This window comes from Pseudomonas entomophila (genome assembly GCF_029193575.1).
GTDB classification, from domain to species: Bacteria; Pseudomonadota; Gammaproteobacteria; order Pseudomonadales; family Pseudomonadaceae; genus Aquipseudomonas; species Aquipseudomonas entomophila_G.
The window spans coordinates 1-19,641 of record NZ_JARGCS010000029.1 but is presented as its reverse complement, the minus strand read 5'-3'; the positions used below and the strand labels follow the sequence as shown (position 1 = coordinate 19,641).

Annotated in this window: 7 protein-coding genes and 5 pseudogenes; 8 read left to right on the top strand and 4 right to left on the bottom strand. The window is 61.7% G+C overall.

Annotated features, from left to right (window positions below; all coding sequences use genetic code 11):
• The first annotated feature begins 5 nt into the window (after window positions 1-5).
• The 5 genes and pseudogenes from P0Y43_RS12885 to P0Y43_RS12865 form a co-directional block, all read left to right on the top strand.
• Window positions 6-1,412 (top strand): glycerate kinase type-2 family protein, encoded by a 1,407-nt coding sequence (locus P0Y43_RS12885; protein ID WP_275637641.1) that lies wholly within the window; start codon window positions 6-8, stop codon window positions 1,410-1,412.
• Window position 1,413: 1 nt separating this feature from the next.
• On the top strand, window positions 1,414-2,688 hold the full coding sequence (eno, locus tag P0Y43_RS12880) for a phosphopyruvate hydratase (protein ID WP_275637640.1): 1,275 nt from the start codon (window positions 1,414-1,416) through the stop codon (window positions 2,686-2,688).
• Window positions 2,689-2,718: 30 nt separating this feature from the next.
• Entirely contained in the window at window positions 2,719-3,840 is a 1,122-nt protein-coding gene (locus P0Y43_RS12875; RefSeq protein WP_275637639.1) for a tyramine oxidase subunit B, read from the top strand.
• Window positions 3,841-3,943: 103 nt separating this feature from the next.
• Window positions 3,944-5,401, top strand: coding sequence for a pyruvate kinase (gene pyk / locus P0Y43_RS12870; protein ID WP_275637638.1), 1,458 nt, complete (start codon window positions 3,944-3,946; stop codon window positions 5,399-5,401).
• Window positions 5,402-5,430: 29 nt separating this feature from the next.
• A pseudogene (locus P0Y43_RS12865) lies at window positions 5,431-5,929 on the top strand (IS66 family transposase); the annotation flags it as partial.
• A gap of 688 nt (window positions 5,930-6,617) precedes the next feature.
• Here P0Y43_RS12865 and P0Y43_RS12860 read toward each other — a convergent pair.
• Window positions 6,618-6,896, bottom strand: a pseudogene (locus P0Y43_RS12860) (hypothetical protein).
• 345 nt (window positions 6,897-7,241) lie between these two features.
• Between P0Y43_RS12860 and P0Y43_RS12850 the strand changes: the two are divergent.
• Window positions 7,242-7,906 (top strand): annotated as a pseudogene (locus P0Y43_RS12850) (tyrosine-type recombinase/integrase); the annotation flags it as partial.
• A gap of 190 nt (window positions 7,907-8,096) precedes the next feature.
• Complete coding sequence (locus tag P0Y43_RS12845; RefSeq protein ID WP_275637637.1) at window positions 8,097-8,375, top strand: hypothetical protein; 279 nt, start codon at window positions 8,097-8,099, stop codon at window positions 8,373-8,375.
• Between the two features lie 280 nt (window positions 8,376-8,655).
• Here the strand turns inward: P0Y43_RS12845 and P0Y43_RS12840 are convergent, their stop codons facing one another.
• From P0Y43_RS12840 to P0Y43_RS12830, 3 genes and pseudogenes are all read right to left on the bottom strand, one after another.
• Complete coding sequence (locus P0Y43_RS12840) at window positions 8,656-9,384, bottom strand: hypothetical protein (RefSeq protein ID WP_275637636.1); 729 nt, start codon at window positions 9,382-9,384, stop codon at window positions 8,656-8,658.
• Window positions 9,381-16,862, bottom strand: a complete 7,482-nt coding sequence (locus tag P0Y43_RS12835) for a DUF637 domain-containing protein (RefSeq protein ID WP_275637635.1) — start codon at window positions 16,860-16,862, stop codon at window positions 9,381-9,383. Before P0Y43_RS12835 ends, P0Y43_RS12840 begins: the two co-directional genes overlap by 4 nt.
• Window positions 16,863-16,884: 22 nt before the next feature.
• Window positions 16,885-18,596, bottom strand: a pseudogene (locus P0Y43_RS12830) (ShlB/FhaC/HecB family hemolysin secretion/activation protein).
• A gap of 618 nt (window positions 18,597-19,214) precedes the next feature.
• On the opposite strand from P0Y43_RS12830, the pseudogene P0Y43_RS12825 reads away from it, so the two are divergent.
• Window positions 19,215-19,641 (top strand): annotated as a pseudogene (locus P0Y43_RS12825) (IS3 family transposase); the annotation flags it as partial.

The window sequence follows — 19,641 nt, the reverse complement described above, 5'->3', positions numbered from 1 at the left end:
TTGAAATGAAAAAAATCCGAAATTCCGTGGACTTGCTCGACTGTGGGGACATCAGCTCTCGCCGAATCGTGCTCGAGATCGCTGACAAAACCCTGGCTCGCCTGGACAGCTATGAACGCATCCGCAGCATCATGCGCCTTGAGGGTGATGTGCTGCACGTAGGTGCAAAGTGCTGGGATCTCAGGCAAAAGAGGAACATCTATCTGTTCGGGGCCGGCAAAGCCTGCAATCACATGGCGATGGCCGTCGACCACGTGCTCGGCGACCGCCTCACGCGCGGCATTGCCATCGTCAAGATTCACGAGGCGTCTGACCGCTTCGACAAAACCGAGGTGTACGTCGGCGGGCACCCTCTCCCTAATGAAGAAGGCTACCGAGCCTCTCGGGAAATCATCCGAATCATCAAGCAGGCGAACAAGGATGACCTGTTCATTGCGGTCATCAGTGGCGGCAGCTCTGCGCTGATGTCGTGCCCACGGGAGGGCATCACGCTGCAGGACGAGATCGACGCCACCGACGTCATGCTCAAGTCGGGTGCCGGCATTTATGAGATCAATGCGGTAAGGCGTCATATCTCCGCGCTGAACGGCGGCATGCTGGCCAAGCGCATCCAGGACATCGGTGCGGAACTGATCGGCATTGGCATCAGTGACGCGGTCGGCACCCCTGCCACCGGCGATATCGCCCAACCCTACCCGGCTTACAAAAGCACCCCAATCGGGCCGGACGCGACGACGCTGGATGACGCCCGCGCAACCATCGTCAACTTCGACCTGACCGACAAGCTGCCCCAGAGCATCGTCAACTACCTGAGCACCGTCGGCCCTGAAGGTGAAACCCCCAAGGCATTCCCCGACAACACCTATTACCTGCTCAATACCTTGCCGGACTCGTGCCTCTACGCCAGGGAAGCGTGCGAGGCCATGGGCATTCCTGCATTGATCGTTTCCTCCTTCCTTGAAGGCGAAAGCCGAGATGCCGGTACGTTCATGGCCTCGATGGCGCGTGAAATCCAGGCCTATGGCAACCCGATCAAACCGCCCTGCGTGCTGCTGAGCTCCGGTGAAGTGACGACGCAAATTCTGGATAACGCGGTGATCAAGGGCCACGGCGGGCCAGGCCAGGAAATGTCGGTTGGCTTCGCCATCGCGGCGGCCAAAGCGCCGGGCGCCTGCCTGCTGTCCATCGACAGTGAAGGCACGGACGGCACGACCAACGTCGCTGGCGGCATTACTGACTCCCAGAGCCTCAAGGTGGCCACTGCTCGAGGCATCAATCTCTATCAAGCACTTCGCGAGCACAGCACCTTCGAGGCGCTGCAAGCCATGGGCTCGGCGATCTTCACCGGCAACACCGGCACCAATCTGTGCGACCTCAACATCGTCTATGTGCCAGCCGTAGGGGGGCATTGAGATGGCCGACAAAATCGTTTCGGTGAGTGCCCAACAGATCATCGACTGCAAGTGCCGACCTGCTGTTGAAGTTGAAATCCGCACCGAGAGCGGTGCGTTGGGTCGTGGGGCCGCGCCGACGGGCACGTCTGTGGGCATGCATGAGGCGTTCGTCCTGCGTGACGGGGACATGTCGTCTTATGGCGGCTTGACCGTCCATAAAGCCGTCGATGCCGTGATGCGAGTGATCGCCCCGGCGATCATTGGCTTGGATGTCAATGACCAGCGTGCAATCGATCAAGTGATGATCAACCTGGATGGCACCTCGGACAAGCACGTGCTGGGCGGCAACGCCATCTACTCCACCTCGATCGCGGCTTTTCGCGCCGCGGCGGATGCCCGACGCATTCCGCTCTACAACCACATCGCGGGGGGTGCGATCGAGACCGTTCCAGTTCCGTGCTTCAACGTGGTGAATGGCGGCCAGTACGGCGACTTCACACAGTCGTTCAATGAGTTTCTGATCGTCCCCTATGGCACCGACAGCATCGACCATGCGATCGAAATGGCCGTGGCGGTGTTCCAGCACCTCAACCAGGTACTGACCGAGCACTTGGGGCACAAACCAGGCGTGGCCAGTTCCTATGGCTATGCCGCCCCAAGCGATGACCCGGAAGTGGTTCTGCAACTCATGCAGCGCGCGATCAACCGATCAGGCTATGGCAACGCGATTGCCTTCGCATTGGATTGCGCCTCGAGCGAGTTCTACGACCCGCACAGCAAAACCTACCTGTTGAAGGGGCAGCGAGTCTCCTCCAATGAGCTGATCGCCTACACGAAGCGGCTGACGGAGAAGTTTGACTTCGTCTTCATTGAAGACTTGTTGGATGAGAACGACTGGCACGGCTACCAGAACGCCAAGGCCGTGCTGCAACGAACACTGATCCTCGGGGATGACCTGACCGTCACGAAAACCGAACTCCTGCAGAAAGCCTACGACCTGAAGGCAGTCGACGGGTTCGTTCTAAAACCCAACCAGGTCGGCACGATCACGGAATCGCTGGACGCTTATCGCTTCGCGACCGATCGCGGACTGATCGCGGTGCCTTCCGGGCGCTCGGGCGGTGTGGTCGACGATGTCGTGATGGATCTTTCCGTGGGCTTGCAAGTGCCCTTCCAGAAGAACGGCGCCCCCCGCTCGGGTGAGCGCATCGAAAAACTCAACTTCCTCATGCGTGCCAATGCTCGTAACGCAGGCTGTCGCCTGTTCGACATCAAACCGCTGCTGCGCTTTTAACCGCCGCCCCTCACAAGCAGGAGACAAACTATGTACCCGAAAATCGATTTCACTTACTTGTCTGAAGCCGACATGGTCGCCGCTGGCGTACTGGATGCAAAACGTTGCGTGGAAGTGTGCGAGGAAACCTTCAGCCTCTTGGGCACTGGCGACTACCTGATGGGTGGAGCCAATCACAACAGCCACGGGATGAACATCGTTTTTCCGAAGCAAACCCACTTCCCCAACATGCCGGTGGCCGGGCCTGATCGTCGTTTTGCCGCGATGCCAGGTTACTTGGGCGGGCGCTTCGATGTCTGTGGCAACAAATGGTACGGCTCCAACCATGCCAACATGGAAAAAGGCCTGCCTCGCTCCATCTTGACCATGATGCTCAATGACAAGGACACCGGTGCCCCCCTCGCGCTGATGTCCGCTAATTTGCTGAGCGCGGCGCGCACCGGCGCAGTGCCTGGGGTGGGTGCCAAGCATCTGGCGAACCCCACCAGCAAGAAGGTCGCGGTTGTCGGGTGCGGCCCGATCAACAAGGCGTGCTTCTCGGCCATCATCACGCAGTTGAAGTCTGTCGAAGAAGTCGTGTGCTTCGATCTGTTCCTCGACAAGGCCAACGAGTTGGCGGCCTGGATTACCGAGACCTATGACATCAAGGCCAGCGGTACCGACGACACGCAAGCCGGTTTCCGTGACGCGGATGTCATTACCGTCGCGGCCTCGCGCCTCAAGCCGCTGTTCTTCAAGGACGAATGGATCAAGGCCGGGGCGACCCTCCTGGTTTCGGGGCCGGTCAATACCGATGAATCCTTCCTGACCAGCGCGCGCGTCGTCTATGACCACACCAAGCTGCACGAGGCCTACGTGGAAGACGCGATCGGCTCGGGTAACAAGGAGGGTTACTACAACGGCGTGATCGGCGGCCCCCTGTATCGGCTCATCGATGCCGGCAAGCTGCCAGCGCTGACGGAATCGACGGGGCTGGGCGATGTCGTCAATGGAAAAAAAGCGGGCCGTACCCATGCGTCCGACCGCGTCATCTTCATCGCCTGCGGCATGTCGGTCTTCGACATCAGCTGGGGCTACGAGGTGCTGCAGAACGCGCACGCCAAAGGCATTGGAACCCCGCTGAACCTTTGGGACATCCCTCACCAGGGTTGAGGACGAATGCCGCAGCTAATCACTGCGGCATTCCCCTGCACGTTAATACGCCACTAACGACCCTGGCCAGCCGTTGGCCTCCACAAACATTTGGGGTTTCGCAATGCACCGCAAGACGAAAATTGTCGCGACCATTGGACCTGCGTCCGCCTCGCCCGAGGTCTTTTCAGAAATGTTGCATGCAGGCCTTGACGTGGCTCGCTTGAACTTTTCCCACGGCACGGCCGAGGATCATCGGCGCAGCGCCCATATGATTCGCGAGATGTCTGCACGCGCGGGGCGCGAGGTCGCCATCATGGCCGACCTTCAAGGGCCCAAGATTCGTGTTGGCCAGTTCGTTGAGGGTCGCGTGACGCTTAACCCCGGCGCCCCGTTCGTTCTGTGTGGCTATGGCGTCGCAGGCAGCACGGAGCGTGTTTCGCTGGACTATCCCGAGTTGGTTGATGAAGTGGCACACGGGGACGTCCTGGTTTTGAACGATGGTGCAATCGTGCTGGATGTCCAGTCGGTCAAGGACAAGCAGATACACACGACGGTCCGTGTGGGCGGTGAGCTGTCAAACAACAAAGGCATCAATCGACAAGGCGGCGGGCTCTCGGCACCGGCGCTTACGCCAAAAGATATTCGTGACCTGGAAGTGGCCCTTGAACTGGGGGCCGATCTGATTGCCGTTTCTTTCCCCAAGGCCGCATCGGACATGCAACAGGCGCGTGCCTTGGTGGAAAAGTTCTGCAAGCGCGCAGCCGCGCGCCCCAAGCTGATCGCGAAGATTGAACGCGCCGAGGCCATTCCTGCACTTCAAGCAATCATCGAGGCTTCTGATGGGATCATGGTGGCGCGTGGCGACCTCGGCGTGGAGGTCGGTATCGCCGCCGTCCCTGCGTTGCAGAAGATGATGATCAAGATGGCCAGGGCAGCCAATCGCCTGACCATCACTGCAACGCAAATGATGGAGTCGATGGTCACCCACTCGATTCCAACCCGCGCCGAAGTCTCCGATGTGGCCAACGCCGTATTGGACGGCAGCGATGCGGTGATGTTGTCTGCGGAAAGCGCCACGGGTCGCTACCCGGTGCAAACCATCGCGGCGATGGCCGCTATTTGCGAAGAGGCGATTAAGCTGCGCATCGGTTTGCCTGACAGCGAGCTGCTGGCGCGCGACCTGGACAAGATCGATGAGGCCACCGCGGTCAGCGCCGTGTTTGCGGCTTACCGCTTGCGGGCATCAGCCATCATTGCGCTAACGGAGTCTGGGGCGGCGCCACTGTGGATGAGCAGGCATACCTCCTCTATTCCGATTTACGGACTGACGCGATCCGTGTCGACTGCCCGCTGGATGGCCCTGTTCCAGAATGTCGAACCGATCGTCGCCGATGCCTGGCGTCATCACGATGAAGTCATTGCTGGTGTTGAGGAACTGCTGATCAGACGTGGCGTGGTAAAACCGGGGGATTTGCTGGTCGTCACCTCGGGCAAGCCCATGGCGCCACCTGGGGGGACCAACTCGCTGCAAATAGTGAAAGTAGGCGAGCACGCTCCGGTCAATTCATCGCATCGATAGTAGAGGGTTGGGCCTTGCCTGGTATCTAGAGGAACCGCCGCCAGGGCAGCCGGATCGTCCACCACGATGAAATCCGCGTACAGGTGTTGAAAGAACCTGGGCGCGAGCCCAGTAGCCAGTCCTGGATGTGGGTACAAACCGGCGGCCCACCTGATCGGCCGGTGATCCTTTTCGACTACGCCACCAGCCGAGCGCAAGAGGTGTCAACGCGCCTGCTGGATGGCTATCGCGGCTATGTCATGACTGGAACGTTACGTCGAGCACGGTTACTTGCCGATCGAAAACAACGCCGCTGAGCGCGCCATCCGCCTGTTTGTCATCGGCCGAAAGAACTGGCTGTTTAGCGACACGCCCAAGGGCGCGACGGCCAGTGCGCAACTCTACAGCCTGGTCGAAACAGCCAAAGCCAACGGCAAAGAGCCTTATGCGTGGCTGCGCCACGCACTGGAACGCCTGCCGCAGGCGTCCTCAGTGGAAGCTTACGAAGCCCTGCTGCCTTGTAATTGCACGCCTCATCTGCATAGCTAAGGGTTTATGGAGCGCTTACTTTCACTCCGCAGCTACTTGACGGCACTTCTGCGATAGGGCCAGGCGTCTCTAAACCAGAGAGTAGTCGAATCACTACGCCACATTTCCTGTCACGCCGGTAAAGATATGCCTCATAATCCTTGCCTGCCTCAGGAATAAAAACTCGGCGAGGAGGCGTGCAGGACACGTGGTCGGTGAGCTCTTTTATGTCGACTACAGTAGGCACCCCCGCAGGGATAACAAACTCTGAGTAAGACTCGCCATAGCTCAGGTGATCGCTTCGCCATGACGCAGGCATTCCCACGCCTCGTTTGGTGTGTTGTCCTGCGGTGGATCTGAGCTTATCTGCCAAGGTATAGCCGTAGGCCAAAATAGGCTCTTTGCTAGAGGTGCAGTTTTGTCCCGGATTGATTGCGGCTGGCAAACCGTTGTTCCCGAAAAGACGAATCCGTGCGGAGGTTGTCTGATCGTAAGGCTGTTCCTGTAGAGGCTGCTCATAATTGGTAGAGCCACAGCCACTCAGCAACAGTGCAGAAAAAATGGACAATAGACGGATCTTCAAAAGAAACTCCTTGGCTCAGAGATCAAACCATTATCGACGATTTTTTTGAAAACCTAAATCGTAGGTACCTCTCAACGTTTTTCTAAAGCGGATTTTCGCTCCAATTTTGTTCTTCTTGAGGCGAGGCTACCGGCCGGTATCCACCGCTGCCTCGAGTAGCCACTCGTACCCGATCCGCTGACGGCGTTCAGCAGCAGCGCCCGCACCTTCACCTCTAAGCTGTCAGTCTTGCGCAGGTCGGCCGCAGCCCTAGGCGGTACCCCAACCTCTAGCGCGGCAAGGCACCTGGACCGAAACCTCGACGCGCACCTACTGGACCTGGGGCTCTGCCCTGCCAGCGCAGGCGGCCAGCAGCGCGATGCCTGCAAGCCGCCCCCATCGCAAGGGTCGACCTGCAATACTCATAACCCAAACTCCTTGTCGATGATCGAGGTCGCTGCCGCGCACTGGTGCGTTCTTGCTGCAGGCGGTTCGCTGCAGCGTAGTCGTCCTGGGAAGCTGGCCCAGATGTTTGAGCACTTGGCGACCGCATCACCATTTCCACCGCACTCATCATTATTGAGTTGCGCAAGGCTTTGGAAAGCGCTCAACCGAGATAACCCATGGACACGATCACCATCGGCTCTTGGACGGGCCACCTTGGGCGCGGGCTCGCGCCCCGCGAACTGGAGTGCGTACTCGACATTTGCACAGGGCCTGACATCCAAGCAGATCGCCAGGCACTTCGGCATCAGCGAGGACGGCGTCGAGAACCGCAAGATCGCAACCCTATCTCACATATTCAACATTGCCAGGGAATGGGGACTGACCATGCGCGAGAACCCCTGCCAGGGAGTGCGCAAGAACAAGGAGGTGCCGAGGGATTTCCTACACGAACGAAGCGATCTGGAACGCGGTATACGCGAAAGCTGTGGGTGAGCTGAAGGATGCCATGGACTTGGCATATTTTGACGGGCCAGCGTCCGGCGGACGTGCTGGTGATGAGGAGGGATAACATCGAGGGCAATGCCCTAGACGTGAAGCAGAAGAAGACCCACAAGAAGCTGCGGATCATGCTCGAGGTGGATGGAGCGGAAAGCAGCCTGGGCGCACTCATTCGGAAGATTCTGGAACGCAACGGCGTGCATGGGTTTCCCCATCTGCTGCTGACCGAGCACGGCAAACGTGTCACGGCGCCGATGCTCCGACACCGCTGGGATGACGCCCGAGAGGAGTCTGTGAAAGAAGCGGTCGCCGCTGGCGACCAGGTGCTGGCCGGCCGTATCAGCCAATTCCAGTTCCGCGACATCCGCCCGAAAGCGGCCTCGGAGATCGCCAATGTCGACCACGCCAGCCTGCTGCTTGGGCACACCAAGGGCGATATTACCGAGCGGGTTTACCGCCGAGTAGGTGCCCTGGCGAAGCCGACAAAGTAAGGAAGCGCTTCCGAAATAAACCGTTCCCGTAAGCGGCCAGCGAACACACCTTCGGAAATCCTGAATTAAGGACGATGGTGTCCGCCTATTTTTAAGCGGACGCGATCACCCTTATCGCCAGGATTCTCATGCGCCAACGAAGCTCTTACCCCAAACCCTTCAAGAGGAATGCCTGCAACCAGGCGCCACTGTGTCCAGCGTCGCCATCAGCCATGGCATAAACGCCAACGTCATCCGCAAGTGGCTGCCGATTTACCGTGACAAACCCGTCGCTCCACTTCCCGCGTTCGTACCGCTGCAACCGATACCTAAACGGCACGCTGATGAAGCGGTGGTTATTGCACTGCCGCTGGGCGAAAAATCCATCACGGTCAAATGGCCCATCTCCGACCCGGACGGCTGCGCACACTTTATCCGCAGCCTATCGCATAGACGTCACCCCAGCGGCGGCAGACCTCCCAATTATTGACCTTCACGTCAATGAAGGATGCGTTATTCAAATTTTCATGCCCTTGCATGTAGGACACCGGCAGGTCACTCCAGGCCTCTGCGAGCAACGCGGCACGAGAGGGCAATTTGTCAAACTACAGAGCAATCCCTGATTCAAGCAGGCGCGCAGTACCTTGCACTCATATGCCCAAAGGCAATGGTGCATCGCCTGAAAATACCGACGCTCGGTATCCGCCGCAGGCTCCAACGCCGAAAATGTTGCAACACGAAAACCAGCCGGCAGCGTGACAGTCGACGCTTCAGGGATAAAGCAGTGCTCTTAACGCATTCTGCGTCCGGGCAGTCGACACATCGACAAAGTTCTGCGGTGCCGCGACCAGCTTGAGCACTCCACCCTCCAGCACCTGCGTGGTCACGCCGGGTGCCTGCATGACGTTGGCCTTATGCTCATCGCCGCCCCGAGCCCAGAACCGCTCCCCCAACCACATCCGCGCGGCCACCGCCTCTACGTACCCCTCCCGCAGAGCCCATCGCCCCGGGTTGCCCGAGATGTCGATTTCCAACTGCTCCAGGGGGAAAGGCAAGCCATTCGATAACTTCGCAAGCCCCGAGTGGTCCCTGCCGACGGCGTCATATTCCAGCACATCCTTGGCGTTCTGCCAGTAGTCGTACTCTGTGTCCACCACCCAGGCCTGAACAAAGCCTGGCAGTTGCATCAAAGCCTCCACCCACAAGTCCCACGACCCTGCCGCGCCCACCCTCTGCTCTTCGACCAGCAGGAAATCGTGCAGCCCAAAAACGATACCGAAACGCAGGTCGAGGTCGTTGCAGGCCATACCACTGGGCCAGGCGCGCTTTTTCGCTATCTGCTTTTTCAACGCGGCCACCTGCACCGGACGCCCCTGCAACAGAATCTTCGGCGCAGGCGTCAGACGTGCCAGTATCTCCACAACCCGGTCAAGCACGGCTTCGCCGGTAATGGTTTCAGGCGCGAACACGACCTTGAGACGCTCAAGCCTTGAAGTCATTTGAATTCCTTGATGATCACGGTGACGTTGTTCTCGGCACCAAATTTGATGAGTTGTCGGGCCGCGTCGGCACCGCCTGGCTGAACCCGTATATCCAGCACCATCTTGGCCAACTGTCCATCGACCTTGGCGCCGTTCGTGCCAAGGTCGACGATGTGATCCTGCATACGCGTGAGCCAGGTAGTGCCCGCCGTATCGACCGACTTGAGGCTGACCAGTGTGTTGCCTTGCTGGAAATCAACCAAGGGGAAATACCCGCCTCGCTCTTTTCCAACGTTGTACCAGCCATTTTTGGGCGAGTAATCGGTCTTGGCCAACTGCGCCTCGATGAGATTGCCGCGCTGTGTCGGTGCTTTTGCCCAGACGTCAGCTGCACTCTCAAGCACCTTGGGGCCTGCGCCAAACCAGGATTTTATGGATTCGATGATGCCTTTGCTACCTTGCGCCAACCCGCGAACAGCCCCTGCGCCCGAGAGCACCATGCCAGCCAACTCGGCCTTCTCAAGCGTATCCAGCCGCTCGGCTTCGGATGCCGTGGGTTTGAACAGGGTCCCCTGCTCCGGGAACATCGCAAGGAACTGGTCCGTCAGTAGGACGGCCTGAGGGTTGAGCTTCTCTACCCCCTTGCCATGCTGCGCGGTCGACTCGAGGGCATCCACCAGGTCCTGCTGGGTCACCTTGCTGGCATCACCGGTGCACAAGTCCGGCCGCTTTGCGCACATGTCCAGAATGCCCTTGGCATAGGCCTCGGCATTCTTGCGGTGCAAGTCATGGTTGTACTGTGTCGCCGACTGGGCAATCTGCACGCCCTGCTCAAGCTCACCATCCACCGCCGCGGCAGCCACCAGCCCGGTCAGTTGCGACAGCATCAAGTGCAGCGCCTCGTTGCCCTGTGCGGCCGTGGACAGCGCGTTGACCATAGTTTCATTGAGGCCGGCTGCCGCCGCGCCAGTCTTGAAATCGCCTCCGGTGGCTTCGGCAATCAATCCACCCACGATGGCGTGGGAGATGATTTTGGGGATGCTGCCGTTTTCGAAACTCAGCGTGTTGTCGCCCACCCACTTGAAGCCGGTGGCCATGGCCACGGTGCTGGCTTCACCTGCCAGCGAACCCAGCAGGTTGTCCTTCAGGCTGCCGCCGTTGATCGCTGTGGAAATGCCACCGCTGATCACCGCCCGGCCGCCAGCACGCAGCGCGACATTGGGCGCGTTGCTCCAGGTCAGGACATTGTCGGGGGTAGAACTGGCCGGCAGCACTTGCCCGTTATCAACGCTGATCGCGCCGTTGTTCGCCGCATCGGTGGCCTTGAACCATTTCTGATCGGCATACTGCAACGCCCCCGCAACGGCCATCGCGGTCGCAGCGCTTTTCAGGCTTTCCTTGCTCAAGGTTTCCTTAAGCGCCGCGCCCAGGTCACCCTTATTGTTGATGGTGCTCACCGCACCGGTCGTAGCCAGGCTGGTAGCACCCGCCAACGGTGCACCGGTCAACCCCAGCCCGGCCGGCCCCATCACGGCAGCCATCATGATCGCGATTGCCAGTTGTGCTGCCGGCCCAAGGCCGGAGTTGGCGTACTTGAAGCTGGTGTGAACCTCCTCGACCTGACGCCAGTCAATGCCTCCCTGCGCTTCCAGTTGCTTGAGCCAGGCCAGCTTCGGATCGGCCTTGACCATCGCATCGATGGAGTCGCTCACGGTTTTCTGGTTGATCTGGCGCACGTCCGCCTGGATAGTGCCGACGGCACTGATCACCAGCTCGCCCTGAGCGCTCAACTCACTCTGGCGCAGCGTCTCATCGGTACTGCCCTTGCCCTTCATGCTGAACCAGCCAGCGTCAGACTTGGACTTTTCGTGGCTTTCCTGGTGCAGGTCACTGACACTGGCGAAAGTGATGTCGCCGCCACTGCGCAAGGTCAGGTCGCCTCCACTGTCCAGCTTGGCGGCCTGATACAGCTGGTCGCCCTGGCTGACCAGACGCAGGTCGCCACCGCTGGTCATCTCGCTGCCGACATGGGTGATCTGGGTGACTTCGTCGCGCTGGGTCTGCTTGCTGCCCCAGCCGCCCTTTTTCTTCATGTCGTAGAGTGTGTAGTCGCGCTCCTGGCCGGCGATCAGATTGATGTCGTTACCGGCATAGACGTACGCCTCGTCACCCGCATGGAGCTTGCTGGCCATCAGGTTGACATCGTTGCCGGCAACGGCATCCAGGTTGTTGCCGGCGCTGAGGCTGGCCGCGACCAGGCGGCTTTGCTCCTCGACTTCATGGATCTTCTTGTTGCCTTTTTTGCTGCTACTGTCGATCGCATGGGAGTCTTCGCCGGCCACCAGGCTTATGTTGCCCACCGCGCTGGCTTCAAGGCTCTTGCCAGCCTTGGCGCTACTGGCTTCGACATACAGGTCGCGCCCGGCCTGCAGGGTAACGTTGCCTGCAGCCTCTAGGCTCGAGCCCAGCTGGGTGACCGTTTCTTCGGTGCGTAACCCACGGCGCAGGGCTTCGCGTGCCACTGTGCGATCCTGCACGGCAAGCAGATTGATGTCGCCACCGGCCTTGGCGCTCAAATCGCCAGCGCTGCTGATCCACCCCTTGTTGGTCAGGTCGCCGCCGGCATCGAGTTTCAAACCCCCACGCGACGTGATGACCGAACCGGCATCCACATGGGTCTTGCTGCCCGCGCCGACTGCCACTTCGGTGGCGGTACGGTCATTGAGGATGTCGCCCTTGAGCGACACTAGACTCACCTGATTGCCACGGATCTCGCCCGCCAGGGCATTGCGAATACTGTCCTGGGCCATCAGCGCCAGGTGTTCGTTGGCCTGGGCCAGGCCGCCTTGGTACAGGCTGCCACCGGCCACCGCCGTCAGGTCATTGCTCGCCCGCAGGGTACCGACGCTCTTCAGGTCACCACCGGTGACCAGTTCCAGGTCGCGGCCCTGAATCAAGCTGCCGCCGCGCAGGTTGCGCGCGTCGACCTTGGCCAGGTACAGCACCGGGGCCAGTACCTTTTGGCCACCGACCACCCGCTCTTCCATCCACACGATATCGTGGGTCAGCGCCGCGACCTGCTGGCTGGTCAGGCCCACGCCCACCGCCAACCCAAGGGCATCCTTGCTGGCCACGGCGTTGTCCATCAGGTACTTGAACTGCTCGTAGTCGGTGCTCAGGCCGTCGGCGAGGAAACGCTGGCCGGTTTGCGCACGCACCGAGTCGGCGACCAGGCGGGTTTCGTAGCGGCCATCGCCAAGGCGGCGCCAGGCTTGGTCGGCGTCGAAACCAAGGTGACCGAGCAGGTAATCCGAGGCCATGAAGAGGCCCAGGTCGGTGAGCTCGGGGTTGGTTTCGATCAGGTAGCGGGCGTTCGAGCCCTGGTTGCGGACGAACAGGCCGTACTCGCCCTGAGGCAGCCGGAAGCTCGGCAGTGCGGTGGGGTCGACGCTGACGAAGGGTGCGCCGCTGAAGTCCACCGGGACGAAGCTGACCTGGGTGCTGCCGTCGGCGCCAATGGTTTCGACCCGCTTGACGTCGGTGGGCAGGCCCGGATCGCCAGCCTGGGTGCCGAGGGTGATACGCACGCCACCAGCGCCAATGGCCGCGCTATCCGGCGTCTTGCCGGTAAGCTGGGCATTGCTCTGCGCATCGAGGGTGCCGTTGACCAGCTCGCCACTGACATTCAGCGCCAGAGTGCCGCCGGCCTGGACGGTGCCGGCGTAGGCGGTGTCGGTGCCGGGCAGCACCTGGGTGGTGCTGCTCGACACCGGATACTGGGTGACCGCGGTGGGGATCGGCGCCTGCTGCGCGATGGGCAACCCAGCGTATTGCGCGTTCCAGGCGTTGGTGGCGGCCTCGGTGACGCGGTAGGCGCCCTGACTCACCCCGAGCAGCCAGTAGCTGACCTCCTCGATCTGCGTGTCCAGGGTCTGGCCACGGTTGTAGAAATTCACCGCGTTGGCGGTCAGGTTGCCGTTGGCCGCCAGCAGGCTCTGGCGGTTGTCCACCGTGGTGGCCTCAAGGGTCATGTCGCGGTTGGCCAGCAAACGCGCGGCTGGCGAATCGCTTTCGATGGTGCCCTGGTAGGTGGTGGTGACGATGTAGGTGCCGGTGTGATGGTCACCGCTGCAATCGGTGCAGTTGATGCGGATGTAGCGATTGGCGATGGTGCGGCCAGGGACAAAGACGGCCTTGGCGTTTTCCAGCGAATCGACCTTGAGGCTGATGTTGCCTTCGCTCTCGATGCTGCCCGAAAGGTTCTGCAGGCTCAGCGCCCGGCCGCCACCGAGCGCCGCGAAACTGAGGTCGCCCTTGCTGTAGATGTCGGCGTAGCGGTTGAGCAGGCTGGTACCGCGCAACTCCAGCGGGCCGCCGGCGAACAGCAGGCTGTCTTGCTGGTTGGCGATCGCGCCGCGGGCATGCAGGGTGGTCTTGCCCTGGCCGCCGAGGGTGCCCTGGTTGTCGATGCTGGCGGCGCTGATGTCCAGGGTCTGGCTGCTGATAAACCGGCCACGGTTGCTCAACGCGCCGTCCAGTGTCAGCGTCATCGCCTCCTTACTGGCGATGCGGCCACCGTCCTGGGTCAGGTTGTTGCCGCTGATGCCCATGGCCTTCAGGCTGGAGAACAGGCCCTGGTTGAGCAAGTCGCCGGTCATCTCCAGGGTCAGCTTGCCGTCGGTGACCAGCTCCCCGGCATTGGTCAGTTGCACGCCGGCCAGGCGCAAGTCGCCGGCGCTGGCGATGCGCTCGCCGGCATTCAGGGTCAGGTACTGCAGGCCGCTGATGTCCAGGCCCGCGTTGGTGTGCCAACGGCCAACCCCGTCGACGCTGCCGAAGGTCCAGGTGCCGCTGCCCAGGCTACTGACCGTGCCCTGGTTGCCGCTGAAGCTGGCCGCCTTCATCAGCAAGTTGCCCTGGGCCACGTGTTCGAGGGTACCGCCCTGGTTAAGCAGGCTGGCAGCCTTGACTTCCAGGTTGGTGGTGGCGCTGCCGATGTGGCCGCCGCGGTTGTCCAGCTCGCCGCCCAGCTCGATGCGGGTCTTGTCGCCGGTATGGGCGATAACCCGGCCGTTCTGGCGGTTGTCCAGGCTCTGGCCGTCGAGCTCGATGGCCTGGCTGGCTTCGATCAAGCCGTTCTGGTTGATCAGGCGCTGCACAGTCAACTGCTGGTTGCCGGCCAGGCTGGCCAGGGTGCCGCCGCTGTTGTCGGCATCGCCGGCCACCAGGGTGATGGCGCTGGCGCTCAGGCTGCCCTGCTGGTTGTTCAGACGCCCGCTGTCCAGCAGCAGCTCGGCCAGCGAACCGCCGGCCAGCAGCTTGCCTTGCTGGTTGTGCACGGTGGCGGCCTTGATCAGCAGGCCCTCGCTACCAGCCAGCACCTGCCCACCGACGCGGTTGTCGACGCTGTCGGCGACCAGTTCCAGGCGGCTGCCCAGCAGTTGGCCCCCGCGGTTGTCGAGGGTGCCGCTGATAGCGGTGGCCTTCACCGCCTTCTGCCCGACCACCACACCGCCCTGGTTATCGAGGCTGGCGGCCGTGATGCCCACGTCGGCTGTGGTCGCCTGCAAGCGCCCACCACTGTTATTCACGGCCCCGCTAGCCTTGACCGTCAGCGCCCCTTCTTCGGCCACCACCCGGCCTTTCTGGCTGTTGTCCACGGACGCGCCATCGAGCGTGACGCTGACGCCCAGCATGGCGCCGTCCTGATTGAGCAGTTCACCTCCGTTGACCTGCAGGTGGGTCTTGGCCTGCAGCGTACCGCCAGCGTTGTTCAGTTGCTGGTGGGCAGTGACGGTCGCCGTGCCCTCGCGGGCGACCAGGCTGCCGCCCTGATTGTCGAGCCGGTCGAAGGTGGCCTCGACGGTGTTGCCCACCACGCTGCCGCCCTGGTTGTTCAGGCCACCGGCCTTGAGCTGCTGATGGCTGGCGGAGAGCGTGCCGCCCTGGTTGTTCAGTTGTGCAACGTCGACGGTCAACTGGCCATCGCTGGCGATCAGGCCCTTGGCGCCGTTGTTGACCTCGCCGCCGTTTACCTGCAGTTCGGTCACACCGACCACCCGCCCGCCCTGGTTGTCCAGGCGTTCGCGGGCGGTCACGGTGGTGCTGCCGTCGCTGCTCATGGCGCCGGCCGCGCGGTTGTCCAGCAGCCGGCTGGTGACCTTCAGTTCATTGTCCGCGAGGACCTTGCCGCCGCGGTTGTCCAAGGTGTCGGCCACCACGGTCTGACCCTGCCCCTTGAGGCCGCCGCTGTTCACCAGGGTGTCGCTGACAATCACCTCAAGATCATCGCTGGCCACGATCTGGCCGCTGTTGACCAGGCCTGTGCTAGTGAGGGTCAGGTCAGCGTTGTCGTTACGGCGCTTGTCCGCCTCGACTCCGGCCTCGATCACCCCCTGGTTGCGCACTTGGGCGCCTTCCACCGTCACGTGCTGGCGCGCTGCCAGACTCTGGCGCACCTCCACGTCACCGCTGCTATGCACGCTGGCTTCGCGCCCGGCGTAGGTGCTGCCGGTCAGCTCCACCCCAGCGGCCTTGAGCTTCACATCGCCCCCGGCGCTGGCGTTGGCCAGGATCAGCTTGCCGCTGGCGTCGATGTCCAGGTCGCCGGCATCCACCGCCATGTCGCCGGCCAGGCGCACCCCCACGCCCTGCTCAGTGCCCACCAGGCGGATCGCCCCGGCGTACATGCCGCCCAGCACCGTGCTGTCGATGGCGAGCGTCGGCGCCGCGCTGCCATCGCTGGTGCGGGTAGTGGCCTTGAGGGTGTTGGCATCGACGTCGTTGCGCCCGGTGACGATGTCCAGCTGTTTGGCGTGCAGCTTGGCGTTGACCTTGGCGCTACGGGTGATCAGCTCGAAGCGGTCGACGTTGCGCGCGTCCAGCCCGCTGCCTTCGATGGCGATGGCACCGCCGTCGACCTGGTAGCTGCGCACCTGGCCGCTGCCGTCGAGGATCGGCTTGCCGGTGCTCAGGGTCACCCGCGGTGTGTTGATGAAGCCGCAGCCGTTGCAGGTGATGCCATGGGGGTTGGCGACAATCACCCGCGCGCCCTGCCCGGCCACCTCGGTGAAACCGCGCAACTGGCTGGGGTTGCTGCCAGTGACTTCGTTGAGGATGGTGCTCGCCGCCCTGCCCTGCAGGTTGGGGTTGCCGAGGATGATCCCGCCTAACTGGGTGCTCTGGGTGCGCCCGGTGGCGTTGTTGAGGATCAGGCCTTCGCGGCCGACATTGTAGTCCTTGAACTGGTTGTGCGACAGGCCGCTGCCGTTGGGTGCGGCGATGTTGATCACCGGTACGCCGTTGCCGGCCTTGCCGAGGCTGGTGCCCGAGCCGCTGACCGCGATGCCGTCGGCCTGGGCCCACAGCGGCTGCCAGAACATGACGTTGGCCAGCAGCACGGCCAGGGCACGTTTGGGCAGGCCGCAGAGCTGCTCACGGGGCTGAATGACGGCCGAGGGGCGGCCAGCCAGGAAGGCAAAGAAGCGAACGTCCATGTCAGGTCTCGCGAATCAGGGGTCAGATGAAAAGGTCGAGGCGAAAGAACACCGGGCGCTCTTTCTCGGTCAGCACGCCGGGGCGCTCCAGGGTGTGGGCAAAGGTCACACTGGCGCCGAGGTGCTCACCCCGGGCGAACAGTTCCAGCGCATGGCTGCTGGCGCGCCCGTGGAACTCGCCGTTATAGCGGTCATTACTGATCACCCCGAGGTCGTAGCCCAGGCCCATGCCGTACTGGTTGAACACCGCGCGCAGAGGCTGCCAGGCAACCGGGCGGGTCCAGCGCAGGTCGCTGCGCCAGTAGCCGCCGCTGTCGCCCGACAGCGACTGTTCGCGCAGGCCGCGGATCGAGCCCAGGCCGCCCAGGCTGATGCGCTGCGGGCTGAACAGTACGTCCTCGCTGTGCTGCCCGGCGGCCAGGCTGCTGAAGCTCAGTTGTTCGCCCCACAGTTCGAAGCCCTGGATGAAGCTGACGGTGGCGCTGTACTTGCGGTAGCGCGCCACCGGCTCTCCGGGCCGCTGGCGGCCGTTGTCCTGGGCGTCGAAGGCACCGATACCTTGCTGCAGGCCGAGGTCGAGGTTGACGAAGGCGTTGCCCAGGCGCCGGCCATGGTTGATGCCGAACTGCGCTTCGCTGAGGCGGTTGCTGCTGCCGCGCAGGCGGCTGTCTTCGATGTAGTTGTTGCTGCGCAGGTGGGACATGCCGGCGCTGAGCGAGGTCTTGCTGGTGGCGTCGCGGTGCACCACGCGCTCGGCACGCAGTTCGTGGGTCTGGCTGTCGCCGCTCTGCTTGAAGGCAAAGCCTTGGGCGAAGATCGGCGAGCGGTATTCGGTCTTGCTGTAGCTGTAGCTGAAGTTCCACCAACCCCAGGGCAGGTTGTACCAGAGCATGCCGTTCTTCGAGCCCTGAGTATGGTCGCTGACCACGTCGTGGCCGCCGCGCAGCACCAACTGGTCGGCCAGGCCCAGCGGGCTGTCCCATTCCAGGCCGAGGTTGAGCATCTGCTCACCCGTGCTGGGCTGGCCTTCGTTGTTGCGCGACAGCGAGGCGCGCCAGGGCTTTTGTGGCTGGTTGCGTACCAGCACCTCGGTGCCGCCGACCGCCTGGCCGGGGGCCAGTTCCATCTGCGCCTGGTTGGACGGCAGGCGGTTGAGCTGGTCGACCATCTGCTCAATCTCGCGCAGGTTCAGGGACTCGCCGTGCCTGCCGGGGAAGGTCATGTCCAGCTCGCGGGTGGACAGGCCACTGCCCTCGGCCGGGCGCAGGCCTTCGAGCCGGCCTTCCACCACCAGCATCTGCAGGTGGCCGGCGGAGAGGTCCTGCTGCGGCAGGTAGGCACGGCTGGTGACCCCATGCCGCGTTCCAGGTACAGGTTGGTGATGGCCTTGAGTAGCTCGTTGAGCTGGCTGACGCCCAGGCACTGGCCAATGAAGGGCTGGAGTACCTGCTCACGGTCAGCCGCCGAGAGGCTGTCGGCGCCTTTGAGGTCGATACTGCGGATATCGAAGCAGCGCTGCGTCGGCGCGCGCTCCTGGGGCGCCGGGCCTTCGGCCTTGCCGGGCAGATTGCGCAGTTCTTCGAGGCGCCGCTGCTGCTCTTCGAGCAGGCGGTTCTGCCGTTCGCGGATCAGTTCCTGATCGCCCGGGGAGGCCCAGGCGGTGCCGACAAGGTTGCAGAACAAGACGTATAAGAGGATTCGTTGCACTGAGCGACGACGCTGACCACATCCCATTGACGCTTCCCTGTGTCATGAAAATCGGGGCGCGATGCTATTTAGACATCATTAGGACGTCAATTTTCTATCAGCAGTTGATAGTAGAATCCGACGAGTGGTCAGAAGCCAGACCGTCTTCCACCATTTCCGCTATGTCCCAGCCAACATCGACCGCCAGAAAGTCGGCAACGTCTCGCCAACTGTTGTGGACATCCAGAAGAGTGTCATCTCCGGGACCTTGTTGAGGCGCTTTCAACCAACCTTTCAGGAATGCCCCTCACACCATGTAAACGCGCCATACATCGACATGGTCATCGCGCTCAACATAGAACACCAGATAGAGATAGCGTTTCAGCGGCCAGTAGATCGTATCGAGGCATGCCCGAGGTTGGATGGCAGCTGATGTGGGCATAGACCTTTTCCAGGGCATCGACAAAACCGAGTGCGGCCTGCTCACCACTCACCTCTATTTTTCATACAAAAACGCCATAACTGGCATTTTTTGCAAGTGGGTATAAACATGGGTACAAAAAACCATCGCCCACAAAAAAGCCCCATTTTCAGGGGCTCTGATGAGAAATATGTCCCGTCCTGAATAAGGTTTACACCTCCCATCCCGAATTTCCGGAGAGTCAGATGGAGCAAGGTGTAAAGCGCACACAGCGAGATTACTCACTGTCTTTTAAATTGGCCGTTGTTGATCAGATCGAAAAAGGCGAACTGACCTACAAGCAGGCCCAGGTGCGGTATGGCATCCAGGGTCGGTCGACGGTTCTGGTATGGTTGCGTAAGCACGGTCGGCAGGATTGGAGCCAAGGGGCATCGATCCGAGCCGAGAGGAGCTGCGCGATGTCTGACCCCAAACCGCTCACTCCAGAGCAGCGGATCAAAGAGCTTGAGCAGCAGCTTGAGCTGATGAGCCAGAAGGCCCAGTTCTTCGAGACGGTCGTTGATGTTCTGAAAAATGACTATGGTGTTTCGGTCGTAAAAAAGCGATCCGGCAAGTCCTCTCGCAAGGCCAAGTCGCAGGACTGAGCATTGCCAGGGCTTGTCAGTTTCTAGG